General features: G+C 58.6%; 26 protein-coding genes and 1 pseudogene. 9 read left to right on the top strand and 18 right to left on the bottom strand.

Going from position 1 to position 26,928, the window contains the following annotated elements; all coding sequences use genetic code 11:
• Nucleotides 1-57 precede the first annotated feature (57 nt).
• Entirely contained in the window at nucleotides 58-867 is an 810-nt protein-coding gene (cysE, locus tag ACOERD_RS17470) for a serine O-acetyltransferase (RefSeq protein ID WP_170374012.1), read from the top strand.
• 3 nt (nucleotides 868-870) lie between these two features.
• Here the strand turns inward: cysE and ACOERD_RS17465 are convergent, their stop codons facing one another.
• From ACOERD_RS17465 to ACOERD_RS17435, 7 genes are all read right to left on the bottom strand, one after another.
• Nucleotides 871-1,110 carry a hypothetical protein gene (locus ACOERD_RS17465; RefSeq protein WP_419739880.1) on the bottom strand — a complete coding sequence of 80 codons (240 nt, stop codon included), beginning with the start codon at nucleotides 1,108-1,110 and terminating at the stop codon, nucleotides 871-873.
• Between the two features lie 148 nt (nucleotides 1,111-1,258).
• Nucleotides 1,259-2,563, bottom strand: a complete 1,305-nt coding sequence (locus tag ACOERD_RS17460) for a pyruvate dehydrogenase complex dihydrolipoamide acetyltransferase (protein WP_419739879.1) — start codon at nucleotides 2,561-2,563, stop codon at nucleotides 1,259-1,261.
• A gap of 1 nt (nucleotide 2,564) precedes the next feature.
• On the bottom strand, nucleotides 2,565-2,825 hold the full coding sequence (locus tag ACOERD_RS17455; RefSeq protein WP_170374009.1) for a hypothetical protein: 261 nt from the start codon (nucleotides 2,823-2,825) through the stop codon (nucleotides 2,565-2,567).
• A complete protein-coding gene (locus ACOERD_RS17450; protein WP_419739878.1) occupies nucleotides 2,825-4,198 on the bottom strand; it encodes a pyruvate dehydrogenase complex E1 component subunit beta in 1,374 nt (457 codons plus the stop codon). Before ACOERD_RS17450 ends, ACOERD_RS17455 begins: the two co-directional genes overlap by 1 nt.
• A gap of 15 nt (nucleotides 4,199-4,213) precedes the next feature.
• Nucleotides 4,214-5,203 (bottom strand): pyruvate dehydrogenase (acetyl-transferring) E1 component subunit alpha, encoded by a 990-nt coding sequence (gene pdhA, locus ACOERD_RS17445; protein WP_170374007.1) that lies wholly within the window; start codon nucleotides 5,201-5,203, stop codon nucleotides 4,214-4,216.
• Between the two features lie 129 nt (nucleotides 5,204-5,332).
• Nucleotides 5,333-5,632 carry a septum formation initiator family protein gene (locus ACOERD_RS17440; RefSeq protein WP_170482904.1) on the bottom strand — a complete coding sequence of 100 codons (300 nt, stop codon included), beginning with the start codon at nucleotides 5,630-5,632 and terminating at the stop codon, nucleotides 5,333-5,335.
• A 159-nt stretch (nucleotides 5,633-5,791) separates the two neighbouring features.
• Nucleotides 5,792-6,982, bottom strand: coding sequence for a phosphoglycerate kinase (locus ACOERD_RS17435; RefSeq protein WP_419739877.1), 1,191 nt, complete (start codon nucleotides 6,980-6,982; stop codon nucleotides 5,792-5,794).
• Nucleotides 6,983-7,114: 132 nt separating this feature from the next.
• Between ACOERD_RS17435 and ACOERD_RS17430 the strand changes: the two genes are divergently transcribed.
• Both ACOERD_RS17430 and ACOERD_RS17425 read left to right on the top strand, forming a co-directional pair.
• Nucleotides 7,115-7,621, top strand: a complete 507-nt coding sequence (locus ACOERD_RS17430; RefSeq protein ID WP_170374004.1) for a peptidylprolyl isomerase — start codon at nucleotides 7,115-7,117, stop codon at nucleotides 7,619-7,621.
• Nucleotides 7,614-8,168, top strand: coding sequence for a peptidylprolyl isomerase (locus tag ACOERD_RS17425; protein WP_170374003.1), 555 nt, complete (start codon nucleotides 7,614-7,616; stop codon nucleotides 8,166-8,168). Before ACOERD_RS17430 ends, ACOERD_RS17425 begins: the two co-directional genes overlap by 8 nt.
• Nucleotides 8,169-8,226: 58 nt before the next feature.
• Here the strand turns inward: ACOERD_RS17425 and aqpZ are convergent, their stop codons facing one another.
• The 9 genes and pseudogenes from aqpZ to ACOERD_RS17380 form a co-directional block, all read right to left on the bottom strand.
• A complete protein-coding gene (aqpZ, locus tag ACOERD_RS17420) occupies nucleotides 8,227-8,880 on the bottom strand; it encodes an aquaporin Z (RefSeq protein WP_419740162.1) in 654 nt (217 codons plus the stop codon).
• A 152-nt stretch (nucleotides 8,881-9,032) separates the two neighbouring features.
• Complete coding sequence (gene istB, locus ACOERD_RS17415) at nucleotides 9,033-9,764, bottom strand: IS21-like element helper ATPase IstB (RefSeq protein WP_419737606.1); 732 nt, start codon at nucleotides 9,762-9,764, stop codon at nucleotides 9,033-9,035.
• Nucleotides 9,751-11,259 carry an IS21 family transposase gene (gene istA, locus ACOERD_RS17410; RefSeq protein WP_419737605.1) on the bottom strand — a complete coding sequence of 503 codons (1,509 nt, stop codon included), beginning with the start codon at nucleotides 11,257-11,259 and terminating at the stop codon, nucleotides 9,751-9,753. Before istA ends, istB begins: the two co-directional genes overlap by 14 nt.
• A 114-nt stretch (nucleotides 11,260-11,373) precedes the next feature.
• A pseudogene (locus ACOERD_RS17405) lies at nucleotides 11,374-11,460 on the bottom strand (aquaporin); the annotation flags it as partial.
• A 92-nt stretch (nucleotides 11,461-11,552) separates the two neighbouring features.
• Nucleotides 11,553-12,374 carry a zinc-dependent peptidase gene (locus ACOERD_RS17400; RefSeq protein WP_419739876.1) on the bottom strand — a complete coding sequence of 274 codons (822 nt, stop codon included), beginning with the start codon at nucleotides 12,372-12,374 and terminating at the stop codon, nucleotides 11,553-11,555.
• 119 nt (nucleotides 12,375-12,493) lie between these two features.
• Nucleotides 12,494-12,994 carry a polymer-forming cytoskeletal protein gene (locus ACOERD_RS17395; RefSeq protein WP_170374000.1) on the bottom strand — a complete coding sequence of 167 codons (501 nt, stop codon included), beginning with the start codon at nucleotides 12,992-12,994 and terminating at the stop codon, nucleotides 12,494-12,496.
• Nucleotides 12,984-14,315, bottom strand: a complete 1,332-nt coding sequence (locus tag ACOERD_RS17390; protein ID WP_419739875.1) for a DUF5930 domain-containing protein — start codon at nucleotides 14,313-14,315, stop codon at nucleotides 12,984-12,986. The genes ACOERD_RS17395 and ACOERD_RS17390 overlap by 11 nt, the downstream gene beginning before the upstream one ends.
• Nucleotides 14,316-14,489: 174 nt before the next feature.
• A complete protein-coding gene (locus ACOERD_RS17385; protein ID WP_419740161.1) occupies nucleotides 14,490-15,308 on the bottom strand; it encodes a ferritin-like domain-containing protein in 819 nt (272 codons plus the stop codon).
• Between the two features lie 87 nt (nucleotides 15,309-15,395).
• Entirely contained in the window at nucleotides 15,396-15,857 is a 462-nt protein-coding gene (locus ACOERD_RS17380; RefSeq protein ID WP_419739874.1) for a peroxiredoxin, read from the bottom strand.
• Nucleotides 15,858-15,925: 68 nt separating this feature from the next.
• Here ACOERD_RS17380 and ACOERD_RS17375 point away from each other — a divergent pair, with 68 nt between their 5' ends.
• The 5 genes from ACOERD_RS17375 to ACOERD_RS17355 all read left to right on the top strand — a co-directional run bounded on the left by ACOERD_RS17375 (nucleotide 15,926) and on the right by ACOERD_RS17355 (nucleotide 23,888).
• Nucleotides 15,926-19,312, top strand: a complete 3,387-nt coding sequence (locus ACOERD_RS17375) for a DUF3971 domain-containing protein (RefSeq protein WP_419740160.1) — start codon at nucleotides 15,926-15,928, stop codon at nucleotides 19,310-19,312.
• 41 nt (nucleotides 19,313-19,353) lie between these two features.
• Nucleotides 19,354-20,400 carry a tRNA preQ1(34) S-adenosylmethionine ribosyltransferase-isomerase QueA gene (gene queA, locus ACOERD_RS17370; protein WP_419740159.1) on the top strand — a complete coding sequence of 349 codons (1,047 nt, stop codon included), beginning with the start codon at nucleotides 19,354-19,356 and terminating at the stop codon, nucleotides 20,398-20,400.
• Between the two features lie 112 nt (nucleotides 20,401-20,512).
• Nucleotides 20,513-21,793 (top strand): MFS transporter, encoded by a 1,281-nt coding sequence (locus ACOERD_RS17365; RefSeq protein WP_419739873.1) that lies wholly within the window; start codon nucleotides 20,513-20,515, stop codon nucleotides 21,791-21,793.
• 177 nt (nucleotides 21,794-21,970) lie between these two features.
• A complete protein-coding gene (locus ACOERD_RS17360) occupies nucleotides 21,971-23,152 on the top strand; it encodes an ISNCY family transposase (protein WP_419737631.1) in 1,182 nt (393 codons plus the stop codon).
• A gap of 157 nt (nucleotides 23,153-23,309) precedes the next feature.
• Nucleotides 23,310-23,888, top strand: coding sequence for a DUF924 family protein (locus ACOERD_RS17355; protein WP_419739872.1), 579 nt, complete (start codon nucleotides 23,310-23,312; stop codon nucleotides 23,886-23,888).
• Between the two features lie 131 nt (nucleotides 23,889-24,019).
• On the opposite strand, the gene ACOERD_RS17350 is transcribed toward ACOERD_RS17355, so the two are convergent.
• Nucleotides 24,020-24,319 (bottom strand): hypothetical protein, encoded by a 300-nt coding sequence (locus ACOERD_RS17350; RefSeq protein ID WP_419739871.1) that lies wholly within the window; start codon nucleotides 24,317-24,319, stop codon nucleotides 24,020-24,022.
• A gap of 216 nt (nucleotides 24,320-24,535) precedes the next feature.
• Between ACOERD_RS17350 and lpdA the strand changes: the two genes are divergently transcribed.
• Nucleotides 24,536-25,930: a dihydrolipoyl dehydrogenase gene (lpdA, locus tag ACOERD_RS17345; RefSeq protein WP_419739870.1), complete on the top strand. Its 1,395-nt coding sequence runs from the start codon at nucleotides 24,536-24,538 to the stop codon at nucleotides 25,928-25,930.
• Between the two features lie 210 nt (nucleotides 25,931-26,140).
• Here the strand turns inward: lpdA and ACOERD_RS17340 are convergent, their stop codons facing one another.
• Complete coding sequence (locus tag ACOERD_RS17340) at nucleotides 26,141-26,887, bottom strand: IclR family transcriptional regulator (protein ID WP_419739869.1); 747 nt, start codon at nucleotides 26,885-26,887, stop codon at nucleotides 26,141-26,143.
• Nucleotides 26,888-26,928 lie beyond the last annotated feature (41 nt).

Here is a 26,928-nt window from a genome sequence, read left to right as displayed (position 1 = left end):
TGCGTTTGGCGTTTTTACCACTAAATGGCATGCTAGGCGCAGCAAAGGATCAAAGCCATGTTTGAAAAGCGCAGCCACGTGACCCCCGTCGACCCGGTCTGGAACCGGATCACGACCGAGGCCCATACCGCCGTTGAGCAAGAGCCGCTGATGGGCGGGCTGGTGCATGCCTGTATTCTGCATCACCGCAGCCTTGAGCGGGCATTGTCGTACCGAGTGGCGGCCAAGCTGTGTTCGAACGAGATGTCGATGATGGTCCTGCGTGAGATCGTGGACGAGGCCTATGCCGACGACCCTAGCTTGATTGAGGCTGCGCGCGCGGACCTGATGGCCGTGTACGAACGCGACCCGGCCTGCCACCGACTACTGCAGCCGATCCTCTATTTTAAAGGCTATCAGGCGATGCAGGCCTATCGTGTGGCCCACTGGTTGTGGCGCAAGGGACGGCATGATTTGGCCTATTTCTTCCAGATGCGGTCGTCTGAGATTTTCGGCATCGACATTCACCCCGCCGCCAGGATCGGCAAAGGGATCATGATCGACCACGCCCATTCCATCGTGATTGGTGAGACTGCTGTGGTTGGTGACAATGTCTCGATGCTGCATTCTGTGACTTTGGGCGGAACCGGCAAGGAAGAAGAGCAGCGCCACCCAAAGATCGGTGATGGAGTTCTGATTGGTGCCGGGGCCAAGGTTCTTGGCAACATTGAGGTCGGCCACTGCAGCCGGATCGCCGCCGGATCGGTGGTGCTGCAAGAGGTTCCGGCTTGCAAGACAGTTGCCGGCATCCCGGCCAAAATCGTGGGCGAGGCGGGGTGCGATCAGCCCTCGATCTCGATGGACCACATGCTGGGCAAGGACCAGTAAAAATCAGTTTGAGCGGTTGTTCTTTCTGTTCAACCGCTCCTGCCGTCTTCGTTCCCTGCGTTCCTTACGCTTGTCGATGCGTTGCTGGCGCTCAGCCTTTTGCTGGGCGATGACGGCTGGATCACTGGATTTGAACCTGGAGTTTTCGCCCGGATAGCTGTTGGGTTTTGCGGATGCCGTGTTAGCCGCAGTTGCGGACGCGGCAACTACAAGCAATATCTTAGTAAAATTAAAAAAGCGCATGGGCCACCTTTGGTTTTCAAAACCGTCTGGTTCAAAGGTGGGAGAGCGCAGTTGCGGAAGCAACCTTTGGGGCTATCACGCATGCTCACATCGTGGCCGTGATCGTGAGAGCACCCGCCGAGGTCGGACCCCGGTGGGTAGAGTTTTTTCACGCCAGCATGACCATCGGATTTTCCAGGTTTTCGACGATGGCTTGCAGCAGCTGAGCCCCAAGCGCGCCGTCGATGACCCGGTGATCCACAGACATCGTGACGGACATTACGGTTGCAACCGTCAGCTCTCCGTCTTCGCCGACAACGGGCTTTTTCAGACCAGTGCCTACCGCAAGAATACCAGCATGCGGCGGGTTTACGATGGCGTCGAAATTGTCGATGCCGAACATGCCGAGGTTCGAAACCGCGAATGTGCCGCCCTGGTATTCATGCGGGGCCAGCTTGCGTTCGCGGGCGCGACCAGCAAGGTCCTTCATCTCGGTCGAAAGAGCAGACAGAGACTTGGTGTCGGCATCCTGCAGGACAGGGGTAAACAGACCGCCTTCGATCGCAACCGCAACGGCCACGTCCGAAGGCTTCAGCTGCAGTACCCGGTCGCCCGCCCAGACGGCATTGCATTCGGGAACCTGCTGCAGCGCGTTGGCGACAGCTTTGATGATGAAGTCGTTGACGCTGAGCTTCACGCCACGGCCTTCCAGCTGCTTGTTCAACTGGCTGCGGAACTTAAGGAGCGCGTCCAGTTTAATATCGCGGCGCAGGTAGAAATGCGGGATGGTCTGCTTGGCCTCGGACAGGCGCGCGGCAATGGTCTTGCGCATGCCGTCGAGCTTGATTTCCTCGTAGTCGCGAGTTTCGTACATCTTGGCGACGGCATCTGCCGATGGGCCAGCCGGTGCCGCCGTTGCGGGGGCGGCTGCTGCGGCAGGGGTCGGAGCGGCTGCTGCTGGCGCTACGGTTGCGCCTTCGACATCCGCTTTGACGATGCGACCATGCGGGCCGGAGCCAGTGATCTGTGCCAGATCAAGGCCCTTTTGCGCCGCGATGCGACGGGCCAGCGGTGAGGCGAAGATGCGACCACCATCGGCTTTGGTAGGCGCTGCCGGTGCAGGGGCGGGCGCCTCGGATGCCGCTGGCGCGGCGACCTCGTTGCCCGCAGCGGCTGCGGGCGCAGCCGCTGGGGCCGGGGCCGGTGCAGCGCCGATGTCATCGACGCTTTCGCCATCTTCCAGCAGGACTGCGATGGCAGTGTTTACCTTGACCCCTTCGGAGCCTTCCGGGATCAGGATCTTGCCGATGGTGCCTTCGTCAACGGCCTCGAACTCCATCGTGGCTTTGTCGGTTTCGATCTCGGCCAGCAGGTCGCCGGAGGAGACGGTGTCGCCCTCTTTGACCAGCCATTTGGCAAGGGTGCCTTCCTCCATAGTCGGAGACAGGGCGGGCATTAGGATTTCGGTGGGCATTTCAGCGCTCCTCAATCAGAGTAATTTGGTCAAAGGGCGCCTTGGGGCGCCCGGTGCCGCGTGCGAGCGTCGCAATCGCAGCCTCGATTTTTTCTTTGTTCTCCGCCATCCAGACATAGGCGGTCTGGTGAGAGGGGCGCGCGCCTATCAACCGCATATCCGCCGCCAATCGTTCGGGCACAAGCGCCCGTACGATGCGGTTGTCGATGTCAATCTCGACACGGTAGCATTCGGTTGCTGGATCGCGGCCCCTGATCTCCATTACCGGTAGGTCACCTGTTTGACGGCAGCGATCACCTCATCCGTGGTGATCAGGGCCAGCTTTTCGAGGTTCGCGGCATAGGGCATCGGAACATCCTTGCCGGTGCAGTTGATGACCGGCGCGTCGAGATAGTCGAACGCCTCTTGCATCACGACCGAGCTGATGTAGCTGCCGACCGAGCCTTGGGGCCAGCCTTCTTCGACTGTCACGAGACGGTTGGTCTTCATCACCGAGTTGATGATCGCGCCAGTGTCCATCGGACGGATGGTGCGCAGGTCGATGACCTCGGCGCTGATGCCCTCTTCGGCAAGTTTGTCGGCGGCTTCTAGGGCATATTGCATGCCGATGCCGAAGCTGACGATGGTAACGTCCGAGCCTTCGCGCCAGATGCGGGCCTTGCCCAGAGGAATGGACAGGTCATCCACTTGCGGCACGTCGAATGTGCGTCCGTAGAGGATTTCGTTTTCCAAGAAGATCACCGGGTTGGGGTCGCGGATCGCCGATTTCAGCAGGCCTTTGGCATCAGCGGCCGAGTACGGCATCACGACTTTCAGGCCGGGGATCTGCATGTACCATGCGGCGTAATCCTGAGAGTGCTGTGCGGCCACGCGGGCGGCGGCACCGTTTGGGCCACGGAACACGATGGGGCAGCCCATCTGACCGCCGGACATATAGAGCGTCTTGGCGGCGGAGTTGATGATCTGGTCAATCGCCTGCATGGCAAAATTGAAGGTCATGAACTCGACGATGGGTTTCAGGCCACCGAAGGCTGAACCAACCGCGATACCGGCAAAACCATGCTCGGTGATCGGGGTGTCGATCACGCGCTTGGGGCCAAACTCGTCCAGCAGGCCTTGGCTGATTTTATAAGCGCCCTGATATTCGGCGACTTCTTCGCCCATCAGGTAGACGTCTTCGTCGCCGCGCATCTCTTCGGCCATCGCGTCGCGCAGCGCTTCACGGACGGTCTCGGTTTTCATTTCTGCGTCGGCTGGCCAATCGGGCGATAGGTCCACAACCGGAGCGGCCGGGGCGGTAGCTGCCGGAGCGGGGGCCTCAACCGCCGCAGGGGTAGCCTCGGTCACCGCTGCGGCTGCCGGGGCAGCCGCGGGCAGGGCGGAGGCATCTTCGCCTTCTTCCACAAGGATCGCGATGGGGGTGTTGACCTTGACCCCCTCGGTGCCCTCGCTGATCAGGATTTTGCCGACGATACCTTCGTCAACGGCCTCGAACTCCATCGTGGCCTTGTCGGTTTCGATCTCGGCCATGATGTCGCCGGAAGATACGGTGTCGCCTTCCTTGACCAGCCATTTGGCCAGCGTGCCCTCTTCCATTGTCGGCGAAAGGGCGGGCATGAGAATTTCGGTTGCCATGTCCTATTCGTCCTCTCAGGCGTAAATATCTGTCCAGAGCTCGTCCAGCGACGGCTCGGGGCTTTCTTTCGAGAATTCGGCGGCCTGGTTGACGACCTCTTTGATCTCTTTGTCGATCGCCTTCAGGTCATCTTCGGTCGCGTGTTTGCCGGTCAGCAGCAGCTCGCGCACATGTTCGATCGGGTCGCTTTGCTCGCGGACCTTCTGAACTTCTTCGCGGGTGCGGTACTTGGCCGGGTCGGACATCGAGTGACCACGGTAGCGGTAGGTTTTGACCTCAAGGATGTAGGGGCCTTTGCCTGCGCGGCAGTGGGCGACGGCTTTCTCGCCTGCGGCTTTGACGGCCAGAACATCCATGCCGTTGACCATTTCGCCCGGGATCCCGAAGGCCTGACCACGGTGATAGATATCCGCCGAAGAGGTCGAGCGTGCCTGAGCGGTGCCCATCGCATATTGGTTGTTCTCGATCACGAAGACGACCGGCAGGTCCCAGAGGGCGGCCATGTTGAATGTCTCGTAGACCTGACCCTGGTTGGCAGCGCCATCACCGAAATAGGTGAAGGTCACCCCACCGTTTTCCTTATACTTGTCGGCGAAGGCCAGACCCGCGCCCAGTGGGACCTGAGCGCCAACAATGCCGTGGCCGCCGTAGAAATGCTTCTCTTTCGAGAACATGTGCATCGAGCCGCCTTTGCCCTTGGACAGGCCGCCCTCACGCCCGGTCAGTTCGGCCATGACGCCGCCCGGATCCATGCCGCAGGCCAGCATGTGGCCGTGGTCGCGATAAGATGTGATGCGTTTGTCGCCTTCTTTTGCTGCAGCCTCAAGGCCGACAACAACCGCTTCCTGTCCGATGTAGAGGTGGCAGAAACCACCAATCAGACCCATACCGTAGAGTTGCCCGGCCTTTTCTTCGAATCGACGGATCAACAGCATTTCGCGGTAGTAGGTTTTCAGCTCTTCCGCAGAAACGTTTGGTTTCTTTGTGGTTTTTCGCGCAGCCATTGTGGCGATCTCCCCCTTTCGGACAGATAGTTTAGCGTTAAACTATCTTTTAGAGCATTTCTTGCGATCTGGCGAGCGTAAATATGACGCAGCGTAGCTTTGCGCAATTTCTGCTGGGGGAAAAGGGGGTTAGCGGATCACGATTTCATCCGCGCGGATCATGCCCAGAACGGATCGGGCCTGTTGATCCAGCAGGTCGAGATCAAGGTAATTGTCCGAAAGACGGCGGGTGAGGTTTTCCATCTCGGTTATCTCAGCTTTGAGCGCCGCGAGGTCGCGTGACAGGGCGTCCCGTTCCGCCGAAATCTCGACCCGTCGAAACAGGCCATAGTCTCCTTGAACGGCGGCAAAGGTGAAATATACACCCAGCATAAAAGCCACCGAAAAGAAAAAAACTGCGCCCAAACCGGGCCGATGGGAACGGGACACTCTGTTGACCGCCGTATGAAGTCTGCCTCAATAGCGGGCCCTTTGTGGGCCTCTGATTGCACTATGTCACAGGTGATTCGGGATGTGAATCCCCTGATTCGCAAAAATTGCGCGGTTGAGTCAGATTGTCTCGCGGCCCGGATTTGAGCGCCGCGATGATCATTGCTCCAACGCTGCGACGCCGGGTAGGGTCTTGCCCTCCATCCATTCCAAGAAAGCTCCGCCTGCGGTCGAGATATACGAAAAGTCCTTGGCCGCGCCCGAAGCATTCAGGGCGGCAACGGTATCCCCTCCACCAGCAACCGAGATCAACTGACCGGCTCGTGTCAGCGCAGCGGCTTTCAGGGCGGCGGCGTTGGTGGCGGCGTCAAACGGCTCCAACTCGAACGCGCCGAGCGGGCCGTTCCAGATCAGGGTCTGGCTTTTGCTGAAGATCTCGCTAATGACGGCGACGCTTTCAGGGCCTGCGTCTAGGATCATGCTGTCTGCGGGGCATTGATCGGCGGGCAACACCTGATGCGGCGCGTTTGCTTCGAATTTCTCGGCGACCACCACATCAACGGGCAGCACGATGCTGCAGCCGGATGTTTCGGCCTTGGCAAGAATCTCTGCGGCAGTGTCTTTCATCGCGGTTTCGGCCAGCGATTTTCCGACATCAACGCCCTTGGCGACAAGGAACGTGTTCGCCATACCGCCGCCGATGACCAGATAGTCGACCTTGTCGATCAGGTTGCCCAACAGCTCCAGCTTGGTGGATACTTTCGCACCGCCGACAACAGCAGTCACCGGACGCTTGGGCGCGCCCAGAGCGCCCTCCAGCGCTTCAAGCTCGGCCTGCATCAGGCGGCCGGCGCAGGCGGGTAGCAAACGGGCCAGCGCCTCGGTCGAGCTGTGGGCGCGGTGCGCCGCCGAGAATGCGTCATTGCAGTAGATATCGCCCAGACGCGCCATGCCAGCGGCCAGATCGGGATAGTTCTTGGTTTCAGCCGCGTGGAAACGCGTGTTTTCCAGCAGCAGCACCTGACCGGGCTGCAATGCGTCGGCGGCCAGTTCAGCCTCAGTGCCCACGCAATCGGCGGCGAACAGGACTTTCGCGCCGAAAGCAGTTGCCAAGGTCGGGACAAGTTGGTTCAGCGACAGGCTTTCACGTCGCTCACCGCCGGGACGACCGAAATGAGCCAGCAGGATGGGTTTGCCACCAGATGCCAGAATGTGCTGCACGGTGGGAACAATACGCTGAATACGGGTGGCGTCGGTTACAACACCGTCAACAACCGGCACGTTGATATCCACGCGTACCAGCACGCGTTTGCCGTTCAGGTCCATATCGTCCAGTGTTTTCCAGCCCATCGCGCAATCCTCGTGTTTTGATACCCTTTGGGCGGTTCTTTTCCTGCATTTTGCCCTCAGGTCAATGCGTCACTTGGCATTCAGGCGCTTGGCGCATAGGTATTTGCGCAAGACAAACGACAGGAGGGCCAGATGGCCGAGATCAAGGATCCCGAAAACACAATCATCATCGAGCTGAAAGACGGCAATGTCGTCATCGAGCTGCTGCCCGACGTGGCACCTCTGCACAGCGCTCGGATGAAGGAACTGGCCCGTGGAGGCGAGTATGACAACGTGGCATTCCACCGTGTGATTGACGGCTTCATGGCCCAGACCGGCGACGTCCAGCACGGCGACATGGAAGACGGGTTCAACATCCGCATGGCGGGCACAGGCGGGTCGTCTCTTCCGAACGTTCCGGCGGAATTCTCTAAACTGCCGCATGACCGTGGAACTCTGGGCGCTGCGCGCTCGCAGAACCCGGATTCGGCAAACTCGCAGTTTTTCATCAACTTCAAAGATAACCACTTCCTGAACGGTCAGTATACGGTCTATGGCCGCGTGATCGACGGGATGGAGCATGTAGACGCAATTGTACGGGGTGAGCCGCCTGCGAGCCCGGACCGCATGATCAGCGTCAAGGTAGCGGCAGATGCATAAGCTCGCCGCCGCTTTTGTCCTGCTGGCCAGCCCCGCGCTGGCCACCGGGCTGCAGATCGAGGTTGAGGGTGAGGCCAATGGCACCATCACCGTTGACCTATTTGAAGATGTCGCACCCAAGCACGTGGAGCAGATCACCGCGCTCGCCAACGCAGGTGAGTATGACGGGGTCGTCTTCCACCGCGTGATCGAGGGGTTCATGGCCCAGACCGGAGATGTTCAGTTCGGCAACCAGACCAAGGGCAGCTTCAACGCTGCCAATGCAGGTCGTGGTGGCTCGGACCGTCCTGATCTGCCGGCCGAATTCTCGGACATCACCTTTGATCGCGGTGTAGTCGGCATGGCGCGGTCTCAGAACCCCAACAGCGCGAACTCGCAATTCTTCATCATGTTCGAGCCGGGACCGTTTCTGGATGGCCAGTACACCGTTGTCGGTCAGGTCACGGACGGGATGGACGTAGTTGATGCGATCAAACGCGGTGCGGGCCAGAACGGCGCCGTTGTCGGCCAGCCTGACGCGATGAAAAAGGTTACTGTGACCGAGTAACGAAAAAACCCCGGCGCAAGTTTTTCGCCGGGGTTTTCTTGTGGGCTAGGGACCTGGATCAGTCGTCGCCCATTGCTTTCCAGATCAACGCTCCGATTGCACCCCCGATCAGTGGGGCGACCCAGAACAGCCACAGCTGTGCAAGGGCAGGGCCATCGGCAAACAGGGCCACGCCCGTGGACCGTGCCGGATTGACCGACGTGTTGGTGACAGGGATTGAGATCAGGTGGATCAAGGTCAACGCCAGGCCGATGGCAATCGGGGCAAAGCCCGCAGGCGCTCCGCTTGAGGTCGCGCCCAGAATGATGACGATGAAGAACGCGGTCAGTACGATCTCGATCACCAGCGCGGACATCATGGAGTACCCTTCGGGTGACGCCTCGCCATACCCGTTTGAGGCAAACCCGCCCACGCCTTCAAAACCGGGCGCGCCGCTGACGATCACATACAGTACCACCGCTGCCGCAATTGCACCCAGCACCTGAGCGACCCAATAAGGCAGTAGGTCTTTGGCGGGGAAGCGCCCTCCGATCATCAGGCCGAGGCTGACCGCGGGGTTGAAATGCCCGCCCGAGATATGACCCACCGTATAAGCCATGGTCAAAACGGTCAGGCCGAAGGCGAAGGATACACCAAGCCATCCTATGCCGACATTAGCGACCCCTGCAGTGTCAATCGGCATTGAATAATGACCCCCCATCGGCGTCCAAATTTGACCCCCCTTGGAGCTAAGAGGGGCGTTGAGGGGGTCGTGTTTAGGTTGATTCAGGAGGGGGTGGACAGCAGGTCAAACCGAAAAGAGAGCGTAACTCGACTGAAGGTTTGACCTGCTGTCTGTTTTGAATTTATTCCCCGATTTCGAGGTTAGTCGCGGTGGTTAATTCGCCAGCTTTCGTTCCCGGTTTCGATGATATCGCAATGGTGTGTCAGTCGATCCAGGAGAGCAGTGGTCATTTTGGCATCTGTGAACACACTCGGCCATTCAGCAAATGCGAGGTTGGTTGTTAGCAGAATAGACGTTCGCTCGTACAGTTTGCTGATGAGATGGAAGAGTAATCGTCCACCAGACTCTGCGAACGGCAGATAACCGAGTTCGTCTATAATCACGAGGTCGACGCGGATCAGCTGCTCGCTGAGCCGCCCGGCGTTGCCTTCGCGATGTTCAGCCTCCAGCTTGTTCGCGAGATCCACAGCGCTGAAGAACCTGACCCGCCGGCGGTTATTGACCGCGTGGCCCCCGATCGCTGTTGCGAGATGCGTTTTGCCCGATCCGGTTCCACCGACCAGCACGCCATTCCTGGCCTGGTCCATAAAATCGCCGTCATGAAGATTGCGCACGACTTCCTCGTTGACGGGGCTGACCGTGAAGTCGAACTCAGGTAAGGACTTGCAGACCGGGAACTTTGCGGCACCCATCTGATACCGGATCGAGCGCGCAGTCTTTTCGGCCAGTTCGGCCGTGAGGAGTTCGGCCACGACCTGTTGGGGCCGCCAGTTGTTTTTGGCTGCGGCCTGCATCACTTCGTCAAAGCAGTTGACGATGCCTGGCAACTTCAGTTGACGGGCAAGTTCGAGAATTTCCTTACGCAGTTGCATGGGAGCCTCCAAGCCTGTCATAGCGAGCGCAATCCGCGATCGGTGCCATTTTCAGCTGCAGGTGGGCAGGCGGCTCAATCGCCTTTGGCGGCGGGGGATTGGTGCGCCGAGAGACAATGTTCAGGATCGCATCGGCCTTGCGCAGGCCAGATTTTAGAGCTTCTTCGCAGGCAGCCTCGACCACATCAATGTCGTGCTGGTAAGCAGCGAAAAGAATATCGGCAAGTTGCCGGTCTCCGTCGGATGTGCCCCGCAGATGGGTCCAGATCTGCGTCATTGCCGGTGGTAGGTCCCAGTCACGGAACGGTGCTCCATTGCGCAGAGCGCCAGGCTTGCGCTTGAGGACGGGCACATAGTGCCAAGGGTTGAAGATCGTTTTTCCTCGGCCGAAGCACCGTTCGTGCTCTCCGACAATCTCACCGTCTTGGCGCAGGACAATCCGCGTGGCGTAGACCTGCAACTGGACCTGACGTCCAACAGCTCTTGCCTCAACGCTGTATTTGTTTCTTTCGAAGTTGATCAGGCAGGTTCGGCTCACGGCGACCGTCTTTTCACGGAACCCGACGAAGGGCTTCTGCAGATGCGTCAGCAGCGGCTTTTCCTGCTGGAACTCCTCCCAGACCGTCACCTCCAGGTTTTCCGGATGCCGCAGTTCTTTTGCGCGTTTGATCGCGTCTTTTTGCAGCCGGGCATTCAATTCATCGAAGTCGGCCACCTCCAGACGCGGTGTAAAACTATAGGCGCGGCTCTCCTTGACCAGATTCTCAACCTGACCCTTCTCCCAACCGGCCGCGCGCGTACAGGCGATCGGGTTCACCAGATGATGAGAACACATCCGGGAGAATGCCTTGTTGAACTTTCTTTCCTTGCCCGACAGGATCGCATCGACGGCGGTCGTCATGTTATCGTAGATCCCGTTGATGCAGCCTCCACCAAAGAATTTGAAGGCCTCGTCGTGGGCATCAAAGACCATCTCCTGCGTCTCGCGCGGATAGGCAATGGAGAATGGCATGCGGCTATGGCAAAGTTTGAAATGGGCAACCTTCACGGTCGTGAGTGCACCGTCCATCAAAACCGTCTCCACACTCCAGTCGAACTGGTACGCCTCCCCAGGATCAAAGATCAGCGGGATGAACGCCTGCGCCTGTTGTCGGCCGTGCGCAATGCGCCAATTCTTTGTGTAGCGTCGAACACTGTCATACCCGCCGCCAAAACCATCATCGGAGAGTTCCTTCCAGATTTTGGTCATCCGCTTGCGGTGTTTCTTCGGAAGCGCCTCGTTCTCCTCAAGCGTTTCATCCAGACGCGCGCGCCAAGGCCCGAGCACCGGGTATGGCTGCGATTTGCGCTCATATTTGAACTCCGTCACTCCCGATCGGATTATCTTTCGAACCGTTGCACGGCTCAAATTGAGCGAACGGCAAATTTCCTTGATGCTCTTTTTTTCGATCAGGTGTAAGCGACGCACTTTTCTAATAGTTTCCACGCAAATCATCCCGCTTGCCTCTCCATCGACTGCTCAATGAAAAGGATGTCTACAACCATAGGGAGGGGTCAAATTTGGACGCCGATTTCCCCGCTTAGGGGGTCAAAATTGCACGCTTTTCTACACCCCTGCAGCCAGAACTGCGCTGCCGCAGCCGCCCAGAACCAGCCAGAACGTGCCGAAGAATTCGGCCATGAGTTTTGATGACATGAATAGTCCTCCATTAATCAATGAGGACCAGAGTAATTCAAAAACCGTGATTTGTGAAACTTGCGTTTGGGGGAATTTTCACGGCCTACGCGTCAGTTAGGCCTTTCGCCCCATGTCGCAGGATCGAGATTGAACAGCGCGGCAAGCTGTTCATAGACATGAGGTGCCGCGTTTTGCAGGGCGTGAGGACGCTCAAAAAACACCTCGACCGAGACGGCAAAGAACTCCTCATGGCCTTCGGCACCGTAAGGGTCGATGACGGTGCGATGCCCGGCCTCTACTGCTGCGACATGGTCGGAATAGGCCGTCAAGAAGACACGTTCCCACTCGGCATAGCTCTGTCCTTTTGCAAGAACCGGAACACCGTTGGTGCCACCTGACAGGTCGTCGATCTGATGCGCAAACTCGTGGAACACCACGTTGTGCCCGTCGTGGTCATTCATCGCGCCCTGTTTGCTATGCGCCCATGACAGGATCACTGGCCCACGGTCCCAGCTTTCGCCGGTTCGGATGATCTCTTTCTCGGTCACGACATAGCCGCTGCGTTGTTGCTGCCGAGACTTGAAGGCGTTGGGGTAGATCAGAACGGTTGTCAGATTGTCGTACCAGGTATCCGTGTTCACCACGAGCAGACAGGCTTGCGCGGCAATGGAGAGTTGCATCTCATCGGTGACTTCCAGCCCGTCGCAGCCGTAAAAGCTCACCTGCTCGAGAAACAAGTTGATCTTGCCATCCAATTTCTCACGTAGGTCGGATGGGACGCGTTGGAGGATGGGGACTTGTGCTGCGATGATGCGCCGATCGTCTTCGCTCAATGGCTCGGCCAGGAGCGCAGCGCGCGCCTTTTTCTTGGACCAGGACCAATACAGTAACGCGCCTGCGAGGGCTGCGACAAGAGCAAAAAACATCCACATGGGTGGAGTTTAGCCGTATCAATTCAAGCTTGGAACTGGATTCAGAGGAACGCCTGCAGTTGAATCGAAAACGCCGCAGGATGACCTGCGGCGTTTCGAAAATCCGCGTTGGATTTGCTTTACTGTTTGACTTCCGCAGCCGGGTTGGCACCCGGTTTTGCGCCGCGGCCAGGGTTCAGGGGGTCGTCCTGACGCTGAACCGAACCTTCGAAATGCGCGCCGCTTTCGATAGCGATTGTCTTGTGGATGATGTCGCCTTCGACCCGCGCTGTCGAGGTCAGGCGGACTTTCAGGCCACGCACGCGCCCCACGATGCGGCCGTTGACCACGACATCGTCTGCAGTGACTTCGCCTTTGATGGTCGCGGTTTCGCCGATGGTCAACAGATGCGCGCGGATGTCGCCTTCGACAGTGCCTTCAACCTGAATGTCACCGGTTGTCTTGATGTTGCCGGTGATGTGCAGGTCCGAAGACAGGACCGATGCTGGTGGCTTCGGCTTGGGCGCCGTGCTGGCCTTGGGTTCGGAAGGTGCAGGGGCCGCCGGAGTCGCCGGAGCAGCAGGTTTTGCCGCCTCAGAATCCTTGGATGCGGGTTCGTTGATTTTGCTCTTAGAAAACATTTCTCGCAGCCTTGATGTAAGTCATTGGGTTTACAGGTTTTCCGTTCACGCGCACCTCATAGTGCAAATGCGTGCCGGTGGACCGTCCGGTGCTACCCATATCAGCAATATGATCCCCGCGCGAGACCCTTTGGCCGACCTTCACACGGATCTTGGTGTTATGGGCGTAAAGTGTCTCAATCCCGAAGGCGTGTTTGATCCTCACAAGGCGTCCAAAGCCGGACTGCCACCCGGCATGGGTGACCACGCCATCTGCGGTTGCAAAGATATCGGTGCCTTGGGGACCCGCGAAATCAACGCCGTTGTGCATCCGACGTCCGCCCGTTTTTGGGTCGCGGCGGGAGCCGTAGCCGCTTGTAAACCGCACAGCGGAATGAACCGGGTTCGCAAAGGGCGCTTTTTCGGCCGCCAGACGATACAGGTTCAATTGATCCATTTGTTGCAGAAGCTGGTTTGCGCGCACCTCGTCGGCGGAGATGTCACTCTCCTCGCCGCGGGTGCTCAGAGATAAAGGGGTTAGCGGACCGCCCATACCGCTATATCCGCGCCGCACCTCTTCGATGATGCGGTCCGTGGGCATGCCCGCCTGACGGAACATCTTGTCCAGAGGCTCGACCGAGATCACCATCGCCTCTTCCAACTGGCGGAAAATCTCGTCACTGCGTTCCTGCATCAGTCGGATTTCCAGCTCCAGATCATCGCGCTGGTCCAGCGCATCGCGTGCGTCAGCTGCAATCTGATCCCGCTCTTCCGCGGTGCGAGCCAGCGCGTCGGTCATGAATTCCATCTGCGCCGGGGCCGATGCTGCCACGACATAGGCGTCCGTTGTATCCGCATCCCGTTGCAGCTTCGCCAGCTCGCCACGGGCCTCTTCACGTTGTTTCATCGTCGCGCGCAGGGTGGTCTGGATCACTTCGATTCCAGTCTCCAACTCGCGCCGACGGTTTTCCGAGGCCAAAAGCTCGGACTGCATCGCCGAGACCTGCGCCAGTGCAGCGTTGAACCGGTCCTGCGCGGCCAAGGCTTCCTGCGCGCGGGCGTCACGCTCGGCGGACAGGATGTTGAGACGTTCTTGATAGGTGGCCTGATCGCGTTTGGCCTGTTCACGGAAGTTGCCAGATCCGATGCTGTCCATCAGCAGAATCGCAGTGGCGACCGCGGTCCAGCCAACCATGACGGCCACACCGGCCACCGCAGCGATCTGCGTTTCCGAGCTGAGTCGGATGTACCGTGTGTCTTTGTCAGATTTCAGAAAAACCCGGCGTTCCGGGAAGTGCCGTTCGAGCAGCGAGTGAAATTTAATTGCCAGACGTGTTCTCACGCGTCTTACCTCTCATCCCCAAGATCGGGACCGGTCGTGGTGCAATAGCCGTCCCTTGGACGGGATGCTTAATAGGGTCTCAGCATTCGGGCAAGTTTGTTGACCAATTTGTCGTCGAAGCTGCAGATTTCCCCCTACGGATCGGCGAAAACCTGCCGAAATTAACCTTTAGCCTCAGTCTGAGACCTGACCCGGCGCGGGCATATCCTCGGTTAGCGGCCAGTAGAAGTCCGGCGGCAATCCTGCCTCGGCGCGCTTCTCTTCGTTAAAGGGCGGTTTCAAGGCACCGTGGAAATAGCGCCGAACCAATTGGTGGAAGACGTCCTTGGGGTCGGCGTTTTCGCGTCCGCATAGAAAATGGAACCACTTGGAGCCATAGGCGACGTGGCCGACCTCTTCTGCATAGATCACCTCGAGCGCGGCAATGGCCTGTTCGGCCTTTGCCTTGCGAAAGATATCGATCATGCCGGGTGTGACGTCCAGCCCGCGTGCCTCTAGCACCATGGGAACCACAGCAAGGCGGCCCATCAAATCCTCGGCGGTGTCTTCGGCGGCGCGCCACATGCCCGCATGGGCGGGCAGGGCTCCGTAAAAGCTGCCCATCTGTTCAAGACAATCACAGACCATCTCGAAATGGCGCGATTCTTCTTCGGCGCATTTGACCCAGTCATCGTAAAAACCGATCGGCATGGGCACGTGACCGAAGCGGGCAATGATGTCCCAATGCAGATCCACGGCATTCAGTTCAATATGTGCAACAGCATGCAAGAGCGCGATCCGTCCGGCCTCGGACCCCGGTTTGCGCTTTGGCACTTCGCGCGGTGAGAGCAGCTCGGGCTTTTCAGGGCGTGCAGGGGTCAAAGGCGGGGTGGCGGTGCCGATTTCAATCGCGTCACCTTCGCCCTTGCGCGACGCGAACCAAGCGGCGGCATGGCGTTTGGACAGGGCGGTTTTCTCCCGCCCGTCCGCTGTTTTCAGAACCTCGGTTGCCATCTGGGTCAGTGTTTTGGGCACTGGTACGCTCCACCTTGTCGTATCGAGGCTGGGGATAGACCGGATGGCGCTCGAGGTCGAGGGGGGCTACATCGCCTTAACGGCTTCAAGCACTGCATCCACGTGGCCCGGCACTTTGACCTTGCGCCAGACCTGTGCGATGCGGCCCTCGGCGTCGATCAGGAAGGTCGAGCGTTCGATGCCCATGGATTTGCGGCCATACATGTTTTTCTCGACCCAGACGCCGTAGCCCTCGCAGACGGTCGAGTTTTCATCCGACAGCAAAGGCGTAGTCAGGTCGTGTTTGGCGACGAACTTGTCATGTTTGGCAACGCTGTCGCGCGAGATGCCGAAGACCTGAGCGCCCGCATCGGCAAAGGCCTGAAGCTGCTCCGAAAAACCGATGGATTCCTTGGTGCAGCCCGGCGTATCATCGCGGGGATAAAAGAATAAAACGACGGCATTGCCGCGCAGATCCGCGAGGGATACCTCACCACCGCCGTCTCGGGGAAGGGTGAAATCAGGGGCCATGTCTGAAACGTCGGGCATTGGAAACTCCGCTAAAGGTTTTTAAACGCTGCCCGATATCATAGGGCAACGCGGACGGGTTGAAAGGCGTGGAACGCAAATTGGTGCAGCAGGATCAGGGCAATAGCGAAGAGGGGGGTCAACCGAAACGCCGCCGCTCGCGCCGTCGGACGGCGGGCATCTGGACGTTGCGTGGCGTTGTTTTGCTGGTCGTTCTGGCTGTGGTCACGGGGTTCATGGTGCTGGGCCAGCGTATGCACGCCCCGGCCTGGCTGCGCAGTCACGTTGAGGCGCGGCTGGAGGAAAATCTGGGCGGTCTCCAGATCCGCTTTGGCGATGTCAGCTTTATCATTCACGAAGGCTGGCGGCCCCGTTTGCGTCTCACGGATGTGTCCATCAGTGATCAGGCCGGACAACAGATCGCCCAAGTGTCGGATATGCGGGCCAGCCTGGCGATGCGGCCCTTGCTGCGCGGTCATGTGCGGCCCAAGCGGATCATACTCAGCGGGGCGCAGATCGCCCTGACCCGAGGTGAGGATGGCGCGCTGACCCTGACAGTGGGCACCGGCAGCGCGCCCGTGCAAAGCGCATCGAACCTGGCCGAATTGATCGAGGCCGGTGATGAGGTGTTCCTGTCTCCAGTCCTGTCGGCGCTGACCTCGGTGCAGTTGGATGCGATCACGCTGGACTATCGCGATCTGCGGCTTGGGCGGTCCTGGATTCTGGACGGCGGCCATATTCAGTTCACCCGCAATGACGATGACATGCGGTTGGCCACCGGGTTCTCGGTCCTGTCCGGGCGCGATTTTGTCAGCCAGATCGAGGCCAATTACACCAGCATTCTGGGCACGCCCGAAGCACGTTTTGGCGTGACGATCACGGATCTTCCAGCCGAGGATATATACGGCCAAAGCCCGGCATTGGCGTGGTTGCAGGTTTTGAAAACGCCGATCTCGGGCGCGGTGCGAGGCAGTGTGGATGGCTCAGGAGCTTTCGGCCCTGTTTTCGCGACGCTCAATCTGGGGGCCGGGGCGGTGCAACCGAATCCAGAGACACGTGCTATCCCGTTCGATTCCGCGCGCACCTATTTCACTTATGATCCCAACCGGCAGGAGCTGGACTTCAACGAGGTCTCGATCGATTCCGCCTGGGGATCGGTGCAGGCAGCAGGCAAAGCCTATCTGCAAGGGGTGGAAAACGGGACGCTCGACAGCCTGGATGGGCAGTGGAGCCTGACGGGGATTAACGTAAACCCGGCCAACCTGTTCCCCGAGCCGCTGAACCTGAAAAGGGCCGATCTGGACGTTCAGATGAAATTCGCCCCTTTCCGGCTGCGCGTAGGTCAGATGACGATCGAGGATGGTGGCCACCGCGTGCGGGCCTCGGGTCTGCTGGTCGGGCTGGCCGATGGCTGGTCGGCCGACCTGGATGCGCATCTGAACCAGATGGATTCTGAAGAAGTCCTAAACTATTGGCCCGAGCGTCTGGCGCCGAAGCCGCGGGAATGGGTGACCAAAAACCTCTCCAAGGGGGCGTTGTCGGATATGGATTTCGCGCTGCGTCTGCGACCCGACAACAAACCCGATATCTATTTGGATTTCGGGTTCGAGGATGCCACCATCCGTTTTGCCAAGACCCTGCCTCCGGTCGAAGGCGCGCAGGGACAGGCTAGCCTGATTGACGACCGCTTTACCGCAACAGCGCAGCAAGGGCTGGTGATGGCAGATCAGGGCGGGGCTGTGGATGCGTCGGGGACGTCCTTCATTATTCCCGATACTGAAATCAAAAAAAATACGCCGGGAATTGCACGGATAAGTGCGACGGGGGGGGGGGTTACTGCCGCGCTATCCCTACTGGATCGCCCGCCCCTCAGCCTGCTCAGCAAAGCAGGGTTGCCGGTCGATATGGCCGAGGGAAATGTGGCGCTTACGGGCACGTTGTCCTTGCCGCTGATCAAGGGTCTCAAGTTTCAGGACACGCAGTTTCACTTTACAGGCAGCCTCGGCGACCTGCGGAGCGACCGTCTGGTGCCGGGATTTTCCGTCAGCGCACCGATGCTGGAGCTGACCGGAGACCAAACCGGCGTGCAAATCGCAGGGCAGGGCCTGTTTGGCGATGTGCCCGTGCAGGCCAAATGGCACCAGCCGATTGATGGCGAGACGGCGCAGCGCAGCACTGTGACGGGGCAAATCGAGCTGTCTCAGCGTCTGATGGCCGAATTGAAGGCCGGATTGCCGCAAAGTTTCCTCAGCGGGTCTGGCACGGCTGATTTTACGCTCGGTATCGGTGCAGGCGCACCGCCGCAACTGTCGGCCTCATCAGATCTGGTGGGTGTCTCGCTGGCCATTCCCGAGCTGGGATGGCGCAAGCCCGCGTCGACCAGCGGCACGCTGACTGCTGATGCAACACTAGGCGACGGGCTGAAGGTTGATGCCCTGAACCTTCAAGCGGCGGGGTTGCGGACCGTGGCGTCGATCACCTTCCGGGACGGGGATTTTGACCGAATTTCCTTCAGCTCCTTCGACCTGGGCAACTGGCTGGCTGTTCCGGCCGAGCTGATCGGGCGGGGCAACGCCGCACCCGACATTCGCGTTCTTGGCGGGGTGCTGAACTTAGGCCGCGCCACATTTGGCGGGTCCGAGGGCGGCAGCAGCGGGTCGGGCGCTGGCCCGGATCTCGACGTAACGCTTGACCGTCTGCAAGTCACCGAGGGCGTGGCCCTGACCGGTTTCAAAGGCGCGTTTCAAACGACCGGAGGGGTCAACGGCACCTTCAACGCCCGCGTCAACGGAGGGGCTGCCATGCAAGGGCGCCTCACCCCGCGGGGCGCGCGCAGCGCGGTAGAGCTGACCTCGAACGATGCCGGCGCCGTCTTGCGCTCAGCGGGTTTGCTGACGCAAGCACGGGGCGGAACGTTGGATGTACAGTTGGAACCAGTCGCGGCTGCTGGCAGCTACGATGTGATCCTCAGCATCGTTAGCACCCGCATTCAGGATGCGCCGGCTATGGCGGCGCTGCTGAATGCGATCAGTCTGGTCGGGCTGCTGGATGAAATGGCCGGGCAGGGTATCTTTTTCTCTTCCATCGACAGCCGGATGCGGATCACCCCGACCGAGGTCAAGATCCTCAGCGGAAGTGCTGTTGGCCCGTCCATGGGCCTGTCTTTTGACGGAACGGTGAATACGGTGGCCGGGACGTTGAACCTGCGGGGTGCCATTTCACCGATCTATTTGCTGAATGCGGTCGGCAGCGTTTTTACCAAAAAGGGCGAAGGGGTCATCGGGTTCAATTATTCTCTTACCGGGCCGTTGGCGGACCCGAAGGTCTCGGTGAATCCGCTGTCGGGCCTTGCGCCGCTGTTCCTGCGCAACCTTCTACGCCCTCCAGCTCCGACGGTTTCAGATGGGCCGAATGCCCAACCGCGTAAACCTGACGAACCCAAGCGTACTTACGGCGCCCCGAAAAGCGACCGCTAGAGGTTATGGCCGAATCTCTTGCGGCCTTGTATGGCGCGGCCATGAAACTCAGTGATTTTGATTTCCACCTGCCTGAAGACCTGATTGCCACCCGGCCCGCCAACCCGCGCTCGTCCGCGCGTTTGCTGATGGCCGAGGGCGAGGCGATCTCAGACAGCCATGTGTTCGATCTGCCCAACTGGCTACGTTCGGGCGACCGCCTTGTGTTGAACGATACGCGCGTGATCCCGGCAAGGCTCAGCGGACGGCGGCACCGCGACAGCGCGCAGGGGCCGGTTTCCGCCGCGATCGAGGCGACGTTGCTTGAGCCTCAGGCGAATGGATCCTGGACCGCGCTGATCAAGCCGTTGAAAAAGGTCAAACCGGGCGAAGAGATCGTGTTCTCCGACGATCTCAGTGCGACTCTGGACCGGGTCGAGGACGGGCAAGCCTATCTCCAGTTTAACCTCAGGGGTGAGGATTTCGACGCCGCCCTTGAACAGGCCGGTGCTATGCCTTTGCCACCGTACATCGCCGCCAAACGTCCAGCGGATGAGCAGGACAAGACGGATTACCAAACCATCTGGGCGCGCAACTCGGGCGCTGTGGCCGCACCAACCGCGTCGCTGCATTTTGACGATGCGCTGATGGCGGCACTGGCAGAGCGCGGGGTGGAGTTCAGCCACGTGACCCTGCATGTGGGCGCGGGCACGTTTTTGCCGGTCAAGGTCGAGGACGTGACAACCCACAAGATGCATGCCGAGTGGGGCCGGGTCAGCCAGCAGGCCGCTGATGAGATCCGCGCCACCAAGGCGGCAGGGGGCCGGGTGATCCCGGTCGGCACCACCGCACTGCGTCTGATCGAAAGTGCCGCGCGCAGTGGGCAGATTGCGCCTTGGGAAGGGGAAACCGACATCTTCATCTATCCGGGCTTTCAGTTCCATGTGACGGACGCATTGATGACCAACTTCCACCTGCCCAAATCGACCCTGCTGATGCTGGTTTCGGCTCTGATGGGGCAGGAGCGTATGCGGTCCGTCTATGCCCATGCGATTGAACAGAAATATCGCTTTTTTTCGTATGGGGATTCATCCCTTCTGATCCCCTAAAACCCTCAGCCGCGACACTGTCAGACAGGGAATGTCGTAGACAGGCGCGATCTGCATTTGTTTTGATCACATAACGACTCGCAATTCAGCTTGGCACATCCCGGAGGCCCAAATGATTCAGGTTCTGTCCACCGCTTGGGCGCTTCTTCTCGGTATGGGATTGCTGATGGTCGGCAACGGCCTGCAAGGTACGATTCTGGGTGTTCGCGGTGAAATCGAAGGTTTCTCGACCCTGGAGATGTCCTTTGTGATGTCGGCCTATTTCATGGGGTTTCTGGGCGGATCGCGCCTCGCGCCTGAGATGATCCGCAGGGTTGGCCATGTGCGTGTCTTTGCAGCCCTGGCCTCGTTCATTTCCGCGGTCATGATCATGTATCCGATGCTGACCGACCCGATCGCGTGGTTCCTGGGGCGTGCCGTGATCGGCTTCTGTTTCTCGGGCGTGTATGTGACCGCTGAAAGCTGGCTGAACAATGCGGCTAGTAACGAGAACCGGGGGCAGGCGCTGTCGCTTTATATGATTGTGCAGATGCTGGGGATCATTTCGGCTCAGGGGTTGGTCTTGCTGGGCGATCCCGCAGGGTATGAGATTTTTGTGATCGCGTCGATCCTCGTTTCCGTCTCGTTCGCGCCGATCCTTTTGTCGATTTCTCCGACCCCTGCATTCGACACCACCAAACCCATGACCCTACGCGAGTTGATGAGCAAATCCCCCTTGGGCTGTGTGGGCATGTTCCTGTTGGGTGGCGTGTTTTCGGCACAGTTCGGTATGGCGGCGGTCTATGGCGCGCGCGCCGGGCTGAGCCTGATCGAGATTTCGACCTTCGTGGCCGCCTTCTACATCGGCGCTATCGTGCTGCAATACCCGCTGGGATGGTTCTCGGATCGGATGGATCGGCGTTTCCTGATCCTGCTGGCGGCAGCCATGGGGGGTGCCAGTGCCGTAGCTGGCATGCTATTCGGGGTGAATTTCCCGATCCTTCTGGTTACCGCTTTCTTTATTGGTGGTATGTCAAACCCGCTCTATTCCCTGCTAATCGCCCATACGAACGATTTTCTGGATCGTGAGGACATGGCCGCTGCATCTGGTGGTTTGCTTTTCATCAACGGTTTGGGCGCGATTGCTGGCCCGCTGATTACAGGTTGGTTGATGGGGGACGGGATCTTTGGACCTCCGGGCTTTTTCCTGTTCATCGCGGCGTTGCTGTTCGCGATGGCTGGCTACGCAATGTATCGCATGACGCAGCGCGCGGCGATCCCAGTCGACGAAACCGGCACCATGTCGCCTCTGTACCCGTCCGCATCCCCCGTTGCGCTTGAGGTGGCCCAGGAAGTGGCCATCGAAGCCGCCGAGGCCGAGGACGACGCACAAGATGTTTCCGCTAACGCCTAAATATGTCCGAAATGTAGTAATATTTTACTGTTACAAATCTGTAAAACAGCCTTAAATAACCTTACGTCCCTGGGGAGGGCAACACACGGAGTTAAGGGCTGTCGCTAACACGCGATATGTCCGGTGTATGTAACATGCGATCTGTCCGGTTCTATTCTGTCTCTGAGAGGAGGCGTTATGAACCGAGCAGAAGTGTTACAGGAAGTTCGACTGATGAAGTTTGAAGATGTGTATTCGCGGCGAAGCGCGAACAAGCTGACGCAAGAACAGGCGGCTGAGATACTGGGTGTATCCGTGCGCACCGTCAGGCGTTGGGAGGATCGATTTGAGGCGGATGGTGCAGAAGGTCTGTACGACCGTCGGCTTGGCAAACTGGCCAACAATCGTGTTGCCACGGATAAGGTCATGGAGATGCTTGAACTGTTTGATACCAAGTACTGGGATTACACGCCGAAGCATTTCCACGAGAAGCTGGTGGCCCACCATGGTTTCACACAGAGCTACAACTGGGTGCGGCTTACACTGCAGCGCCACGGCCGGGTTCAGGCAGCACCCCGACGAGGTGCCCATCGGCGCAAGCGGCCCCGCCGTCCGATGGTTGGCATGATGTTGCATCAGGACGGCTCCAGCCATGAATGGGTTCCGGGTCAGTGGTGGGATCTGATCGTCACCATGGACGATGCCACCAACCGGGTTTATTCGGCATTCTTTGTCGAGGAAGAAGGGACGATGAGCAGTTTTCAGGGGCTGACAGAGGTGATCGAGGCGCAAGGTCTGTTTTGCTCGCTCTATGCCGATCGGGGCTCTCATTACTGGCATACGCCCGAAGCGGGCGGCAAAGTGGACAAGGACAATCTGACCCAGGTCGGGCGCGCCTTGCAGCAACTCGGCATTGAGCTGATCCCGGCCTATTCACCGCAGGCCCGTGGACGGTCTGAACGCATGTTTGGCACGTTCCAGAACCGATTGCCGCAGGAACTGCGGTCCCATGGGATCACAACCATTGAAGAGGCCAATCAGTTCCTGAAAGAGGTCTATCTTCCCGAACACAATGCCCTGTTTGCAAAGGAGCCGGAGGATACGACCTCGGCCTTCGTGCCGTTTACAGGCAATGTGCGCGACACCCTGTGTGTGCAGGAAGACCGCGTCGTCGGCAACGACAATACGGTGCGCTACAAGGGCCTGGTCATGCAGATCGCGGCAGACAGGCACCGTCATCATTTCGTCAAGGCGAAGGTCAGGGTCCACGAATACCCCGATGGTCAACTGGTCATCTTCCACGGCCCGAGATGCATTGGCCGCTACCAGCCTGACGGATCACCCATCACACAGGAGGATAGCAAACACAAAGTCGCGTGACCCGCTTCGACGTGGCGCGAACGCGGTGGCCCAAATCTACGGTCGCCTACGGCTCCCTCCGAATTGGGCCACCGCGCAATCAACTGAAGCGGACAATTGGCATGTTACCTACACCGGACAATTCAGAATGTTCTCGACACACACGGAGTTAAGGGCAATGGTTGGTCCTGAAGACGTATTGAGTTTTTGGTTGGATGAGGTCGGCCCCAAGGGGTGGTACATGCAGGACGACGCGCTGGATCAGCAGATCCGCGACCGTTTCCTGACCACTTGGGAAGCCGCGACAGAGGGCAAGTTTTCGCTCTGGCTGACATATCCCAGCGGGTCGCTGGCCTATATCATCCTCACAGACCAATTCCCGCGCAACATGTTCCGCGGCGAGGCACGGGCTTTCTCGTCGGATCGGGCGGCTCTGGCCGCTGCGAAATGCGCGGTGGACAAGGGCTGGGATCTGAAAATCGACGAACCCGCGCGGCAGTTCTTTTATCTGCCGATGATGCATTCCGAAAACCTGTGCGATCAGGAGCGCTGCGTGCGTCTGATTTGCCAGAACCTCAGCAGCGAGGATTCCAGCAATCTGCTGCATGCGCGCGCGCATCGTGAGGTAATCCGGAAATTCGGACGTTTCCCCTATCGGAATGAGGCCCTTTCCCGCACTCCGACCGTGCATGAGGCCGCCTATGTCGACATGGGCGGCTACGGTGCCACTGTGCGTGAGTTGCAGGCAGCCGGTTAACCTTCGGGCCCGCATCCACGAATAGCAATGATCCGGTCGGCGACCACGTCGGCCGAGGTCTCAATTGCATGGTCAATTAATTGGTCAGGTGATTCCGCCAACTGTGCAAACCGCGTCTGAACGGTCTGCAATTAGGTTTCTATCGTTTCCAGCTTGTCTAGCGTATTGGACATTCGCAGAGAAACGGCGGTGTTGCTCACCACACCGTCCTCTTGAATGCGGGCCAAATCACTGCGCAGCCCTGAAAGTTGTTCGCGAATACCCTGCGCCTCGTCCCGCAACGGGGCGACAACTTGCAGCTTTTCCGACAGCCCCGAGGTGACGTCCTCCACCGTCGAAGCCAGTTTCCACCCTAAAAACAGGCACAGCGCGACAAGGATCAGCGTCGCATTCAGAAGTGCAAGGAGAAGGTCTTTGAGGGTCTTGGCCATGATAAGTCTTTCGAATGCTTTGTGAATATAACACGGGCGGAGGCCCCGGCTGTTCTTTTCTAGCCTTTGAAAAAGCTTGGGTATAGGCTGAAAACTGCACGTATCGACCATAACATAACGGCGTCGCTTTTGTCGCGGTATGTCTATATTGATGCGCTGTGAAATATAGTTTAATGCTAAACTAAATTTCAAACCGACCTGGGCCGAGAGGGACACATGGCTGAAAAATCTTTTGATCTGATCGTAATCGGTGCTGGTCCGGGCGGCTATGTGGCCGCAATCCGCGCGGCGCAGCTGGGCCTCAAGACCGTCGTGGTCGAGCGAGTGCATCTGGGCGGCATCTGCCTGAATTGGGGCTGCATCCCAACTAAGGCAATGCTGCGTTCTTCAGAGGTCTTCCACCTGATGGAGCGCGCAAAGGACTTTGGTTTGACGGCAGACAACTTCGGTTACGATCTTGACGCGGTGGTCAAACGCTCACGTGGCGTTGCCGGCCAGTTGTCGGGTGGGATCGGCCACTTGCTGAAGAAAAACAAAGTCAGTGTCGTGATGGGCGAGGCGACGATTACCGCAAAAGGCAAAGTCTCAGTCAAAACCGAGAAGGGCACCGAAGACCTGGCCGCCAAAAACATCGTCCTCGCCACTGGTGCACGCGCGCGTGAGCTTCCAGGGCTGGAAGCGGATGGCGATCTGGTCTGGACCTATAAACACGCGCTGCAGCCGCCTCGGATGCCGAAGAAACTGCTCGTCATCGGCTCGGGCGCCATCGGGATCGAATTCGCCAGCTTCTACAACACGCTGGGCGCGGACACGACCGTCGTTGAAGTGATGGACCGCGTGCTTCCGGTTGAAGATGCCGAGATCAGCGCCTTCGCGAAGAAAGCCTTCACCAAGCAGGGCATGACCATCATGGAAAAGGCGATGGTCAAGCAACTTGATCGCGGTAAGGGCAAGGTCACCGCGCATATCGAGGTCAAAGGCAAGGTCGAGAAGCACGAGTTCGACACGGTAATCTCGGCCGTTGGCATTGTCGGCAATGTCGAGAATCTGGGACTGGAAGCACTCGGCGTGAAAATCGACCGCACGCATGTTGTGACGGATGAGTTCTGCCGCACCGGCGTTGATGGTCTCTATGCGATTGGTGATATCGCCGGCGCGCCTTGGTTGGCTCATAAAGCCAGCCACGAAGGCGTCATGGTGGCCGACCTGATCGCAGGCAAACACGCGCATCCGGTCAAACCCGAAAGCATCGCAGGCTGCACCTATTGTCACCCGCAGGTGGCCTCGGTTGGCTATACCGAAGCCAAGGCCAAAGAGCTTGGCTACGACATCAAGGTCGGCCGCTTCCCCTTCATCGGGAACGGTAAGGCTATTGCGCTTGGAGAGCCTGAGGGCATGATCAAGACGATCTTCGACGCCAAGACCGGCGAACTGCTGGGCGCACACATGATTGGCGCGGAAGTAACCGAGTTGATCCAAGGCTACGTGGTCGGTCGCCAGTTGGAGACGACGGAAGAAGACCTGATGAACACAGTCTTCCCGCACCCGACACTGTCAGAAATGATGCATGAAAGCGTTCTGGATGCGTATGATCGCGTGATCCATATGTAAGGGGGTAGGGGGCGCTGCCAAGCCGTCGATTGCACTTCTAGTTGGTACACCCTCGCACTTTTCGGTCTGTGCCAAAAGCTTAGGCGCTCTCGCACATTGCGGAGCGCCAAGACGACATTGGCTTTTTACATAGCATTGGTTTGCAAATGCAGGGAGCGGACGTTTACCGCCGATGCAGCAAGTAACTGTAGGTAACCCGAAAGCGGACCTTCACCGGATTGTTAGTTGGATATTGGCGGCTGTTTCAAGAAGCGCTTTTTCGATGGTTGTTCTTTGTTTTGCAAAGCGAGTAGTTGGAACAGGGATAGAGATCGCGTGCAGATCCCCAACCCAATCGACGAAAGAAAACCCAATCGCGGATACACCTGCGGAATGCTCATCCAAATCATAGGCGAGGCCGTGCTCACGGATCACATTCAGTTCAGACAGGAACTCATCCAAATTCCTATGTATGTCATTCCGGTTCCATTCGTTTCGGATTAGTTTGATTGCATCCTCTTTTGTGAGTTGCGCGAGACAGGCTTTACCGTTTGCCGTGGTGGTCAGTGGAAAAACCTCGCCTACCTGCGAGACCGTGGTCAAACGGTAAACGCCCGGAACCTGATCCAGAAAAACCATACCTATCCCACGCATCACAGCGAGGTCTGTGGTTTCCCCGGTCTTTTGGGTCAGTTCCGTCAAAAGCAGTCGGCAGTGTTCGACGATGCTGTACTGCGCGGCGCCCGCGAGGGCGCTTAGTTCGGGGCCGAGCCTCAAGCCACCCCCATTAGCATCCGCTATGACAAGATTTTCTTCACCAAGTGCACTTGTGATTCTCTGTACCGTAGAGCGGGGCAGGTCAACACGCTCGGCGATTTTTCCCAAGCTCATTCCGGATTGATTTTCTTTTAGAACACGCAAAATAGAGGCTGCTCTGGAAATGACCTGAATGCCACCTTTATCCGCTTTTTCAGCCATTTAACCTACCCCATTCTGTCTTGGCATCGTAGCTCGAGATA

It is taken from the genome of Ruegeria sp., from assembly GCF_965199275.1.
Taxonomy (GTDB): domain Bacteria; phylum Pseudomonadota; class Alphaproteobacteria; order Rhodobacterales; family Rhodobacteraceae; genus Ruegeria.
The sequence above is the reverse complement of the archived record's forward strand: the minus strand, read 5'-3'. Positions and strand labels throughout refer to the sequence as shown.

Coding starts and splice junctions, on each gene's coding strand:
- ACOERD_RS17355 (WP_419739872.1), top strand. CDS start 23,310: ATGGTTGGTCCTGAAGACGTATTGAGTTTTTGGTTGGATGAGGTCGGC.
- ACOERD_RS17430 (WP_170374004.1), top strand. CDS start 7,115: ATGGCCGAGATCAAGGATCCCGAAAACACAATCATCATCGAGCTGAAA.
- ACOERD_RS17395 (WP_170374000.1), bottom strand. CDS start 12,994: ATGTTTTCTAAGAGCAAAATCAACGAACCCGCATCCAAGGATTCTGAG.
- ACOERD_RS17385 (WP_419740161.1), bottom strand. CDS start 15,308: ATGGCAACCGAGGTTCTGAAAACAGCGGACGGGCGGGAGAAAACCGCC.
- pdhA (WP_170374007.1), bottom strand. CDS start 5,203: ATGGCTGCGCGAAAAACCACAAAGAAACCAAACGTTTCTGCGGAAGAG.
- ACOERD_RS17450 (WP_419739878.1), bottom strand. CDS start 4,198: ATGGCAACCGAAATTCTCATGCCCGCCCTTTCGCCGACAATGGAAGAG.
- ACOERD_RS17360 (WP_419737631.1), top strand. CDS start 21,971: ATGAACCGAGCAGAAGTGTTACAGGAAGTTCGACTGATGAAGTTTGAA.
- istA (WP_419737605.1), bottom strand. CDS start 11,259: ATGATTTGCGTGGAAACTATTAGAAAAGTGCGTCGCTTACACCTGATC.
- ACOERD_RS17400 (WP_419739876.1), bottom strand. CDS start 12,374: ATGTGGATGTTTTTTGCTCTTGTCGCAGCCCTCGCAGGCGCGTTACTG.
- ACOERD_RS17465 (WP_419739880.1), bottom strand. CDS start 1,110: ATGCGCTTTTTTAATTTTACTAAGATATTGCTTGTAGTTGCCGCGTCC.
- ACOERD_RS17350 (WP_419739871.1), bottom strand. CDS start 24,319: ATGGCCAAGACCCTCAAAGACCTTCTCCTTGCACTTCTGAATGCGACG.
- ACOERD_RS17340 (WP_419739869.1), bottom strand. CDS start 26,887: ATGGCTGAAAAAGCGGATAAAGGTGGCATTCAGGTCATTTCCAGAGCA.
- ACOERD_RS17380 (WP_419739874.1), bottom strand. CDS start 15,857: ATGCCCGACGTTTCAGACATGGCCCCTGATTTCACCCTTCCCCGAGAC.
- ACOERD_RS17455 (WP_170374009.1), bottom strand. CDS start 2,825: ATGGAGATCAGGGGCCGCGATCCAGCAACCGAATGCTACCGTGTCGAG.
- ACOERD_RS17365 (WP_419739873.1), top strand. CDS start 20,513: ATGATTCAGGTTCTGTCCACCGCTTGGGCGCTTCTTCTCGGTATGGGA.
- lpdA (WP_419739870.1), top strand. CDS start 24,536: ATGGCTGAAAAATCTTTTGATCTGATCGTAATCGGTGCTGGTCCGGGC.
- ACOERD_RS17435 (WP_419739877.1), bottom strand. CDS start 6,982: ATGGGCTGGAAAACACTGGACGATATGGACCTGAACGGCAAACGCGTG.
- istB (WP_419737606.1), bottom strand. CDS start 9,764: ATGCAACTGCGTAAGGAAATTCTCGAACTTGCCCGTCAACTGAAGTTG.
- cysE (WP_170374012.1), top strand. CDS start 58: ATGTTTGAAAAGCGCAGCCACGTGACCCCCGTCGACCCGGTCTGGAAC.
- queA (WP_419740159.1), top strand. CDS start 19,354: ATGAAACTCAGTGATTTTGATTTCCACCTGCCTGAAGACCTGATTGCC.
- ACOERD_RS17460 (WP_419739879.1), bottom strand. CDS start 2,563: ATGCCCACCGAAATCCTAATGCCCGCCCTGTCTCCGACTATGGAGGAA.
- ACOERD_RS17425 (WP_170374003.1), top strand. CDS start 7,614: ATGCATAAGCTCGCCGCCGCTTTTGTCCTGCTGGCCAGCCCCGCGCTG.